Annotated in this window: 5 protein-coding genes; 2 read left to right on the top strand and 3 right to left on the bottom strand. The window is 48.3% G+C overall.

The window, feature by feature from the left end; translation table 11 throughout:
* Positions 1-195: 195 nt before the first annotated feature.
* Complete coding sequence (locus D8Y20_RS01835) at positions 196-1,440, bottom strand: ATP-binding protein (RefSeq protein ID WP_121541320.1); 1,245 nt, start codon at positions 1,438-1,440, stop codon at positions 196-198.
* A gap of 329 nt (positions 1,441-1,769) precedes the next feature.
* Here D8Y20_RS01835 and D8Y20_RS01830 point away from each other — a divergent pair, with 329 nt between their 5' ends.
* The gene (locus tag D8Y20_RS01830) at positions 1,770-2,123 is read left to right on the top strand and encodes a hypothetical protein (RefSeq protein ID WP_121541319.1); all 354 of its coding nucleotides are present in this window, start codon (positions 1,770-1,772) and stop codon (positions 2,121-2,123) included.
* Between the two features lie 200 nt (positions 2,124-2,323).
* Here D8Y20_RS01830 and D8Y20_RS01825 read toward each other — a convergent pair whose 3' ends face one another.
* Complete coding sequence (locus D8Y20_RS01825) at positions 2,324-9,148, bottom strand: PAS domain S-box protein (RefSeq protein WP_121541318.1); 6,825 nt, start codon at positions 9,146-9,148, stop codon at positions 2,324-2,326.
* A gap of 137 nt (positions 9,149-9,285) precedes the next feature.
* Here D8Y20_RS01825 and D8Y20_RS01820 point away from each other — a divergent pair, with 137 nt between their 5' ends.
* Positions 9,286-10,149 carry a transposase gene (locus D8Y20_RS01820; protein ID WP_121541317.1) on the top strand — a complete coding sequence of 288 codons (864 nt, stop codon included), beginning with the start codon at positions 9,286-9,288 and terminating at the stop codon, positions 10,147-10,149.
* A gap of 21 nt (positions 10,150-10,170) precedes the next feature.
* On the opposite strand, the gene D8Y20_RS01815 is transcribed toward D8Y20_RS01820, so the two are convergent.
* Positions 10,171-12,078 carry an ATP-binding cassette domain-containing protein gene (locus D8Y20_RS01815; RefSeq protein WP_121541336.1) on the bottom strand — a complete coding sequence of 636 codons (1,908 nt, stop codon included), beginning with the start codon at positions 12,076-12,078 and terminating at the stop codon, positions 10,171-10,173.
* Positions 12,079-12,130 lie beyond the last annotated feature (52 nt).

Genomic DNA, 12,130 nt, shown 5'->3' with positions numbered 1-12,130 from the left:
CATATTTTGCCTTTGCTTTTTTATAGACCAACGCGCTCTCCTCCCTACATCAGCAACGATGCGCGCGGAGTGTAGCCTCAGCACAAATACCAGCCACTCTTATTAAGGACAAGGGTTATCTGTGAACGCAGTGAAGCCCCCTTCCATAAGCAAGGCTTACTGTTCTACCACCGCCGACCTAGTTCAAGCAAAGCATCAAATATTCACACCTTTATTCCATAAGCCACTGATCGGTATTGCCATTAAGCCATCACCAAATGACAATGGAAACTCACCATCAAAAAAAAGAACGCCCATCTTCCAGTTTGAGCCCACCATGAGCTGCAACTTTCTTAAACCTTTGAAATCTTTCTCAGTCACAGTCGCCGCTGCTTTGACCTCCACTGCGACCATTCCACCACCATATTGCTCCATCACAATATCCACTTCGATCTGATCCTTATCCCTATAGTGATAAAACTTTATGTCAGAATCATTCCAACTCGCCTGTCGTCGTAACTCATTATAGATAAAACTTTCCAGCAGGTGACCCAACATCGTTCGATCCCTGTTCAGTTGTTCCATAGAGAGCCCAAGGAGAGCCGATGCCAATCCTGTATCGCTCATATGCACCTTAGCTGTTTTGATAAGACGCTTACCCCTATTGCTATGCCATGCTGGCAACAGATCCACCAGGAAAATATTTTGCAATAAAGTGAAATATGAGTTTACTGTTTGCCTGCTCATTTGGAATGGTGAAGCAATCTCACTCATATTAAGAAGTTGTGCGCTTTGATTCGCCGCAAGCTGTAAAATTTTAGGGATAGACTCTAAATTACTGATGCGTGCTAAATCTCTAATGTCACGCTGCACCAACGTATCAATGTAGTTTTGATACCATTGGATTTTACGGCGCGCAGTAACTCTTTGCAGAGGCTCAGGAAAGCCGCCTTCAACTATATATTTGGCCAAATCTGGCCCTAGTTTCTCCAGAGTTCCAAGCTCAAATGCACCGTTAAAAAGTTGTTCCAATAAGCCATTTCCACTATTTTCAATTTCACAACGAGAAAGCGCATGCAAATGGATAATATCAATACGCCCTGCTAAAGAGTCAGAAAGCATAGGAAGTAACAAAACATTGGCTGAGCCCGTAAGTAAAAAGCGACCGGCTATACGCTTTCTGTCCACAGCATATTTCATGGAACTAAATAGCTCTGGTACATGCTGTACTTCATCAAGAATCACTTTGTCTGCAAGGCGATCCACAAAACCAATTGGATCTGCTTTAGCAGCAGCAACCAGGCTTACGTCATCAAACGATAGGTAAGTGTAACCCCGTTGCTGGCCAATTTTTTTTGCCAATGTCGTTTTTCCACACTGACGTGGACCGTGAATCAGCACTACTGGCGTATCATCAAGAGCTTCTTCCAGGCGCTGCTCTAGTAAACGGGTATAGCTCATTCAATCACCTCGGCTGATAGTAAAGCAAACACCCGTCCAATTGTAAAGTTTAATGTCGTCTAATTGTTAACTTAACAACCGTCCAATTGTAAATATTTATTCAAAACAAAAAACAATATCTAAAAAAACCGATGAAAATCCAAGCCTGACACGTCACTCAGACAGAGCTTCACAAAGCCAGTGAATGACAGATGCTCAATGCAGTATGAATATACATGATCCAAGAAATTGCCGAATATACGAATGTACATTACTCCCATATCAGTAAAATCATAAAGAACGGGAGCGATGATGATTCAACTTTCTAAGCCCCCCCATTGATTGCGATCATGAGGAAGGTTACGCTAGCCGCAAAGGTTGGCGGCAGTCAGAAACAAGCTCCAGGGAGACAAACTGCCAACAAGCCCCCCCTGACGGAGACAGTGATGGCAGATATGGAAAAAAACAACAATATGCCCGATTCAACGCTTATTGATAAGGAACACGGCAACAGTTCTCTGGACGACGGGGATATGTCGGAGTCGATGTCCGAGAGTAAAGGCAATGCGACGACCATACTGCGCTATATGGCAATATCCTTCGTGATTGGCACACTGGTATTCATTGTGATGGCTTATAGCCTCCAGTACTTCCAGATGCACCATGGCTCCAGCTTCTTCGACCATCATTCCGGAAACCAATAGTAATCAAATAACTTGAACTAATATTCAACGCCCCAAAGAGCCGGGTACAGAGTACGTCATGATTAGACTTTCGACTAAGCCCTGTTTTACGCCTCTGGCACTGCGGGAGCGAAGCGTTAGATAGAAATACGGCGTGTGTTGATCAGATCGCATATAGCAACCCCCTTCGAAAGCCGCTCATCCAGCAGGGACAGATCTGTTTATTTTATCCATTCCGTTATTTTCTTTAATAGTTTTGGAATCTGCACAGGTTTATGCAGGGAGTCGCTGTTGTTGATCGATGCTGCTGCATCCAACTGGGTCTGCTCACCATAACCGGTCTGGAAGATAATCGGGACATTGGCATTCATGGCACGAATCTCCTTCGCCGCCATCACCCCACCCTTGTTGGGCATCACCACATCCATCAGTACAAGATCAATGTCATCACTATAACGCTCATAGGTTTCCACTGCCTGCTCACCATCTACTGCCTGCAATACCTTGAAACCATTATGCTGCAATACTTCAGCAAGCACATGGCGCAATTCCCGCTCATCATCGACCAGCAATACCACCTGGCCAGCCCCATCGACTGCTGCCTCATCGACACCAGTCACTTCAGCGGCTTTTTGCGCATACTCCGGCAGCCATATGGAAATGGTCGTGCCTTCGCCCAGTGTAGAGTCGATATCAATCAGACCACGGTGATTCTGCACTGCGCCATAGACCATTGCCAAACCAAGTCCTGTACCTTCACCCACAGCTTTGGTGGTGAAAAAGGGTTCAAACACCCGTTCAATATCCTTTTCCCTGATACCGCAGCCGTTATCCTCTGAGAAAATTCGACACCAACTGCTATCAGCCGTTAATTCAACATTACCCGACAGTACATGTTCAGGCGGTTGCCTGCGATCCAGGCCAACCCTGATTTCACCATGCTCGAGATCACGGATTGCATGGCGCGCATTGGCCACAAGATTAAGCAACACCTGCTGCAACTGCGTGGCATCAGCTTTTACATTACAATCACATCCTCTTCCAATATCCAGTTTAAAGTGAACATTTTCCGGCACGCTGCCTGCCGCCAACTTGTGCGCTTCCTTGATATAGCTATTCAGGCTCAACACATGCATATCCGGCCTGTCTTTGCGGGCGAAGGTAAGCATTTGCTGAATCATATTGGCACCATGATGGGTTGCTTTTTCCATACCTTCAATGCGTTTGATAAGTTTTTCATCATCCTTGTGCTGCATACGAATCAGATAAAAATTACCGACAATACTGGCCAGCATATTATTAAAGTCATGTGCCAGGCCACCAACCATGGTACCTACCGCTTCCATTTTCTGTGTTTGCATCATCTTCTTCTGCATCGCTTCAGCGCTACTTAAATCTTCATGCACTGCCACAAAATGGGTGATTTCCCCCGGCTCATCAAAAATCGGAGCCACCGACAGGTGCACAGGAAAGATCGTGCCATCTTTCTTCCGGTCAAGGATACGTCCACTCCAGGGTTCGCCCGCCATAATCGTCTGCCAGAACAGCTCGTAAAAGCCTTTGGATTGCTGTTTGCTGTTCAGGATTGCCGGCGAGTTACCAATCGCATAATCACGATCAAAACCGGTATTGCTTGTAAAGGCAGGATTGACATAAACAATGACGCCTTCCACATTAGTGATGATAATACTTTCATTGACTGATCCGACCGCACTCTCAAGCAATCGCATCTGCTTTTCACGCTCCAGACGATCGGAAATATCCAGCGCCATACCAGCCGTACCAACCACGCGCCCATCCGAACCAAACACCGGTGATTTAAAGGTCTCGAAGCTGATTGGCCCCTTTCCATCTTTACCCTCAACAAGCTCCTGCACCTGTTTCGGTGTAGCTGAATCCATCACCTCACGATCATCTTGCATATAGCCTGTCGCCAAAGCCTCAGGCCAGAGATCCAGATCACTCTTGCCCACCAAAGCCTCGGCACTTTCGGCTCCGCACGCTTCCGCAAACAGATCATTGACCACGATAAAACGGCCCTCCTCATCCTTCAGCCAGGCCATAAATGGTAGATTATTCAAAATGGCGCGCATGGCTGCACGTTCACGTTCAATCTGCTCTAAATGATGTTTGCGCTCTGAGATATCCTGTACTGTGCCCAATGAACGGATCGGCGTTCCATCCTTGGAAAATTCTGTTTCACATTGTTCAAATACCCAACGCTGCTCACCATTTGGCAACACAATGCGATGCTCCAGTTCAAATGAGGCTCGATTCTCCAGCGAGAGTTCAAAGACTCGTACCAACTGCTCACGGTCATCCGGATGCACCAATTGCTGCAACATCTCATAACTGAGCTCGACGTCTGCCTTATCAAGGCCAAAGATGCGGTACACCCCTTCTGACCATTCAAGCCTGTCATTGATATGATCAAAGTCCCAATGACCAAGCTGGGCAATGCGCTGAGCCATCTCATGGCGGCTATACGCCTGATTCAATAATGTCTGAGCACGCTTGCGCTCGGTGATATCACGCACAATCGACACTACGGCAGGTTTGCCTGACCACTGAATCGGTGCACTGGCAATTTCCATAGGGAAGGGTTCGGATCGGGATCGACTAACACCCATCATTTCTACCCGCTCGGTAGGTTTATTGTTTCGAATCACCCGCCGCGCGATTCTGGCCGCAAGGTTTCGCTGTGCAGGCAAGAAAGCCAGCATGGCATTTTCACCCAGTGTCTCCTCAAACGACGCATAACCAAACAGCTGCTGCGCCTGTTTGTTGCTAAACACTATCTTTTCATCCTGCTGCACTACGATGGCATCAAATTCAGCATCCAGAATCAGACGCATACGCTGGGCTGCCTGCTCAATTTCATTCTGCTGTCGGGCATTGACCAGTGCCGCCGCCACGATGCCTGCTAAGCCTTGCAACATCTCCAGGTCCTGATCATCAAAATCATGACCATCGAGGCGATCATGCATTTCGACACAACCTAGTATATTCCCTGTAGCATCCAAAATAGGCACATCGATCAGTTTCATAAAAACGAGCGACTGCTGAATCTCAGGAATCACATGTTCATCATTCATCGCGTCAGCGGAAATGTAGGGCGCCCTGGTTTCCAGCACAAAACCGGGTACGCCGTAGCCGGCAGGAAAGTCCAGCGCGATGGGTATGGATTCCTCTGCCCTCAGATATTCACGGAAACAGATCTTTTCATTGCGATAAAAGCCAACCGCCCCGGATTCGCACTCCACCAGCCTGCGTGCCAGTGTTGCCAGGCTGCGGCCGATTTCTATCTCACCGAGCTGTTCATTGATCACCCGTCCGGCTTCGGCCAGCACCGAGAGCTGTTGTTCACGCCGCTTAAGTTGTGCCTCACCCTGCTTGATTGCAGTCATATCACGGCCAACGCCGGTGATACCCAAGACATTACCCTGACCATCTTTCAGCAGCGAGCCTTTGAAATGATGCAGAACCGCCCCATGGATAGTATTAAAAAACAATTCATCTTCAGCCTCACCCTCACTGAATGTGCGTTCAATCGCCTGTTTAAGCTTGGGCAAGTCAGCTTCTGCAAAAAATGTATCGGCATTTCTTCCTTGCAAGTCTTGCGGTGCTAAGCCGGTAATAGTTTCCAGATGCCTGTTCCACCAAACCAGTTTGAGATTGCAATCAATATAATAGAGCACATCGGCAATCGAGCCGGTGACTGATTCATATTGTTGATACAGGTCTTGAATCTGCTTCTCCGCCAGTTTGCGTGCAGAAATATCGCGGATAATCGCACGTGAGGCGGTCACATCCCCATGCTCATCAAGCTGGGGGACTGCGCTCACTTCAACATGGACACATGTCCCGTCTTTGGCGTGCATAGCACTTTCATACACAGGCACACTCTGCCCCTGCATCAAGGCACTAAACTTCGGCATCGTAATCTCATGATATTCCGGGCAGACCAGCTCTTCCAACGGCTTGCCTATCATCTCTTCGTATGAATATCCCAGCGTATCCAATTCAGCTTGATTGACATCAATAATCCGACCATCAGGTCCTGCCATGTGCATCATGTCACGCGATTCTTCAAACAGAGAGCGGAATTTCTTTTCGCTGATAGAGATGGCCTTCTCAGCCTGTTTGCGCGCGGTAATATCGATCCAGTAGCCCACGATTTCAGTTGGCTCTCCTGCATCGTTGTAGGTCAGACGTAATTCGTCGGACATCCAGCGCCATGATCCGTCCTTATGCTGAAAGCGGTATTCATGCGCATGCACACCGTTTTCAAACAAGCGAGGCATCTCCGCAATCACCTGTTCTCTGTCATCAGGGTGAATATGGTTCGCCCAGAAATCCGGCTGCTGTGTAAACTGTGCTGCATCATACCCCAACTGATCAACAACATTCAGGCTGACAAACGATGCTGCAAATGGTGGTTCTGGCTGACAGCTGTAAATTACTACCGGCGTTGATTTCAGTAGAAAGTCCATGCGTTGCAGACTCTTATCCAATGAAAGCTCAACCTGCTTGCGCTCAGTTACATCCTGGAACACACCCAGCATGCGCAGCGGCTGGCCATCCTGATCGAACTCTACCCCTCCCTGTGCATGGCAGATCTTCTCTTTCCCATCCACCGATTGCAGACGGCAATCAAGGCTGTAGAACTGTTCATCGTTCAATGCTGCTTCCACAGCAGCAGCGAGCATCGGCCGGTCATCCGGATGCAGATGCTCCAGAAACAGCTCGTAGCTCGGTTTTACCTGCCCGGGTTCATAGCCATGTATCCGATAGGTTTCATCCGACCAGATCAAATCACCGGATTGCGGATTCCAATCCCATGTGCCGGTTTGTGAAATCGCCTGTGAAGCCAGCAAACGACTCTCACTATCTTGCAATGCTTTCTCTGCCTGTTGATGCGCTCTCTTACTACGCATGGACACAATTATATTGGCAATCACATCAAGCAACGGCGCCAGCCGATCGATCATCGCCTGGTCATAACCTTCAGGGTGATTGGCAAGACCTATCATACCAAGCATCTTGCTACCTACTTTGACAGGCAAACCGAGAAACGCCTGCAATGGCGGATGCCCTTTGGGAATTCCACCAGCCCGAGCATCATTGGCCGGATCATTACTAACGACTATTTCCTCACCGCTCAGCACGGCCCCGAATAGCGTATCAAGATTATGAAATTCCAGCCCTTTCGCCACATTTTCGTCATAAAACGAGCGTGTTTCATCATTCCATGCAATATCAGTCACCGCAAAGGTTTTCAGATAGGGAGCACCCGCATCGCTGTGCAACATCTCACCGATAAAACCGTACGCGCTTTGCGTAGCATCCAGTAACAACTTCAGCAAAGGATCAAAGACTTGCTGCAACGGCTTATCGGCAATAAACGCAGACATCGCATCGGCTGAAGCGCTATTAAGTAATAGCCTGTTTTCCTCTTCCATTTCAGCCAGTTTTCTTTCGCTAATATCGCGCAGCGTCAGCAAGTTGGCAGGCTGCTTCTGCCAGGTAATCAGGCGACCACTCAGCTCCACCCATAGCGTATCGCCATTTTTTCGAACCATACGTGTTTCATACACTTCTTGCTGAACAGCACCATCCATGCGCTGTTTGAAATAGAGCTGCATGCGCGCCTTCTCATCCGGGTGAATCACATCAAGGAATGCTTGATCGGAGAGCTCTTCCACCGTACCGCCCCAAGCCTTTGCACTGGCATCGTTGGCAAATAACATCGAACCTTCAGCATCAAGAATCACGATGCCATCGAAACTCTGCTCAACCAGTGAGCGATACATCTCTTCGGACTCAAATACGCGCTGTTCTATCTTGCGACTATCGGTGATATCCAGCCAGGATCCGATCAGCTCATCCGGCCTGTTATCAACACCCTTTCTCAAACGCAGATGATCACGAATCCAACGGTACTCGCCTGTTTTACCGGCAAAACGATAGACATGCTCAACCTCACCCGTTTCAAACAGCCGCGGCATATTTTGTTCTATCTTGTAGCGATCATCCGGATGCAAATGATCCGACCACCAACCGGGTTGCAGACACTCCTGTCGATCATAACCAAGCAAAGAAGTTACTGAGGGACTGACATAGGTGCCTACAAACTGCTCACCAATCCATTCACATCGATACAGGACAGCACTAGAAGCATCCACAATACGTTCCAATTCCGATTTTTCAGCTAACAGCCTACTGCTCTCATTCAGCCGTTCTTCGGTTTTGGCATGCAGTTGTTTGAAATGGCGAATCGTATCCCCTTCAAGACCGCGAATCACATCAAACTGGGTAATAACGCCCTTCGGATGCGCTGCTTCATCCACAATCACCAGCCGCCTGAACCCCTTCTCACGCATCAGAATAGAGGCATCAAGCAGCGAATCGTCAGCAGCCATGGTAATCAATGGCGTGGTCATAACATCAGCCAGACATAAATTATCCAGATCCCGATCCGCAGCCACCAGACGGGCAGCATCACGCTCGGTAAATATGCCGATAGCCTTACCCTGTTCAGCGATCACCACACAGGAGATATGCAAATCACTCAGCGTCGCCATGGCTTCATGCAAACTATCCTCTGCCTGCATGGTTTTCACATTGCGACTCATCACACTACTGATCGATTTCACAGGCAGAAAATCATCAAATTCAGCCGCTTTAAGAATATCGGTAAAGGTTAGCAGCCCTTCAAGTCTGCCATCCGGCCTTACCACTACCAGATGACGCACATGATGTTCCAGCAGAAAATCAAACGCTGCATAGATACTCTGGTTGGTAGCAATAGAAATAACAGGCTGAGAAAGAAAATCACTGATCGCGGTATGTTCCGCATCAATTCTAAGATGGCCGACACGCACAAGATCGGCTTCCGTCAAAACACCAACAGGTTTACCATCGGTAACCGCCACCAGACAGGAGATACGTTTTTCCGTCATCAACAGTGCTGCCGCAGCCAGCGTAGTCTCCGGCACTACCGTTAACACCTGTCGCGTTAAAATATCAGCAATCGTTAAATTCATTCCCCCCCTCTCTGGTAGACCATATCAACAGAATATAAGCATAGACAAGCAAGACCGCTACCATTATTTCCATCAGGGCCAGGTCTATTTTTTATAGCTTTATTGATGCATCTGGTGAAATGGAATAACATATATTCATGGTCAGACCTTTGAGAATCGAATATGAGGGCGCACTTTATCATGTGACCTCAAGAGGCAATCACAAAAACGATATTTTTGTTGATGATGAAGACCGTCAAATTTTCCTTCGTATTTTAAGCAATACTATCATCGACAAGGGTTGGATCTGTTACGGCTACTGTCTGATGAGCAATCACTATCACCTGATCATTGAAACACCGCATGCAAATCTAAGTAAGGGAATGCGCCAACTTAACGGTATTTACACCCAAACCAGCAATCGAAGGCATGATCGGGTTGGACACCTGTTTCAAGGAAGATATAAGGCAATTCTTGTCGATGCTGATGCGTATCTGCTGGAGCTATCACGTTATGTGGTATTGAACCCTGTACGTGCTGGCATGGTAAGCGAAGCTTCTCAATGGCAGTGGAGTAGTTACAGGGCGGTGGCGGGGTTAGATCCAACACCTTCCCTGTTAACGCCCGAGCCAGTGTTAAGTTATTTCTCTGAGCAAAACACACCCCCTCAGCAGCTGTATGCAGCGTTTGTAGCTGAAGGCGTGAGTAAAAAAAGTATCTGGTCTGAGTTACGCCAACAAATATACCTTGGCCATGATGATTTCGTATTAGATGCGCATCACAAGGCATCAGGATCAAGTTATGACAGCAATATTCCAAAAGTTCAGCAATTGCCTCCCGCCAAATCACTTTCAGAAATAGCGGAGCTATATGAAGGGCGGGACGACGCTATCGTGGCAGCATATCAAACAGGAGCTTACAGCTATAGCCAGATCGGGCTTTATTTTAATATTCACTTTACGACAGTGGGAAGAATTGTACGGAAACAGAGGGTGAATTCACCGAGAAAAATGCATCAATGATAGACCTGGCTCCATAAGGGTTCAGGCCAGGGCTTCTTGTTTGGCTTCGATCTCTTGCCAGCGTTCGTATGCTGTTTCGAGTTTGGTTTCGATATCACTTAATCGGGTTTGATCGGCCTGAAAAGCTTCGGGGTTGGCAGTGAAATAATCCGCTTGGCAGAAACGTGCTTCGATGTCGGTTTTTTCTGCTTCCATCGCTTCAATCTGAGCAGGTAATGCATCCAGCTCAGATTGCTCTTTATACGTCAATTTTGTCAGCTTCTTTTCAACCCTGGCTGTTGCGACCGCCACCTTTTTCGGTTTTTCGGTCTCCTGTTCCAGCGCCTGCTCTTCCAGTCTCCGAGTTTTCCATGCCAGGTAATCAGAATATCCGCCTTCTATCGGGATAATCTGACCATCACCTTCAAAGGCCAATACACGCGATGCCACCCGATCCATAAAGGCGCGATCATGACTGACCACAATCACCGTGCCGTCATACTTGGCCAGCGCCTGCTCCAGCACTGTTAGCGTTCCGATATCCAGATCATTGGTCGGTTCATCCAGCACCAGCAGATTGGCCGGCTCCAGCAACAGCTTGGCCAACATCAAACGCCCCCGCTCACCACCGGAAAGTGCGGCAACAGGTGTATTCAGACGCTCTTTATCAAACAGAAAGTCCTGCATATAAGAGACAATATGGCGCGGTTCATGGCCACCGATATGCACATAATGACCACCCTGCGGCAGCAAGACCTCTTTCAGTTTCAGTTTACTATCCAGCTCCCGCATCTGGGTAAGAAAGGCCGGCGCAAGGCGTACGCCGTGGCGTACACGTCCACCATCACCATCCATCTCACCGAGCATCATCTTCAACAAGGTGGTTTTACCAATACCATTGGCACCCACAAAACCGACACGGTCACCGGACATGATTTTATGGCTGAACGATTTACAAATCACCGTATCACCAAAGCTGTGAGAGAGCTCAACTGTTTCGATCAACATTTTTCCGACTTTAACCCCGGATGAAACACGCAGCTCCACATCATCACTACGCAAACGTCGGCCAGCACGCTGTCTGCGCAGCTCTTCTAAGCCACGCACACGCCCTTCATTGCGCGTCCGTCGCGCTGGAATACCCTGCCTGATCCAGCGCTCTTCACCGGCCAACATTTGATCAAATTTGCGATGCTGACTCTCTTCCACCGCCAGCATCTCTGCCTTCTTCTCCAGATATTCAGCATAGGAATATGGAAAATGGGTCAAATGCCCGCGATCAAGTTCAATAATCTCTTCAGCTACAGCATCGAGGAAATAGCGATCATGGGTAATAAAGATAACCGAACCCGGAAATGCCGCGACAAAATCCTCTAGCCATTCAATGGATTCAATATCGAGATGGTTGGTAGGCTCATCGAGCAACAACACATCGGGTGCTGCCACCACGGCACGCGCCACAGCCACGCGGCGCAACCAGCCACCGGAGAGTTCACCCACATCACGATCCGGATCCAGATTCAATTTGGTGATCGCAGTTTCAATGCGATTATGAAATTGCCAGGCACCGGTGCGTTCCAGTTCTTCCTGAAGCGTATCAATCCTCTTCAACGCCCTCTCTGAACTATCATGCTCCAATGCATGCAATGCCTTATGATAATCTTCCAATGTCTGAGCCACAGTGCCCAAGCCTTCAGCCACCACATGAAATACCGACTGACCGGCATCAAAGTGTGGCGCTTGCGGCAGATAAGCAACCGTAATGCCGCTACGCAGTGTTACTTGACCGGCATCAGACTCCACTTCGCCCGACATAATCTTCAACAGGGTGGATTTACCCTCACCATTTCGACCAATCAAGCCGATGCGCACACCACGCCCCACACTCAGGCAGACCCCATCCAGGAGCACCTGTGGTCCAAAGGCTTTATCAATGTGGTTTAAGGTCATTACTGGCATGTGCGAAGCATAACCTGTGTCGAACAAAAAAACGCCCTGCGTG

Source organism: Mariprofundus sp. EBB-1 (genome assembly GCF_003665155.1).
Taxonomy (GTDB): Bacteria; Pseudomonadota; Zetaproteobacteria; order Mariprofundales; family Mariprofundaceae; genus Mariprofundus.
This window is presented reverse-complemented; position numbering and strand designations above follow the sequence as displayed.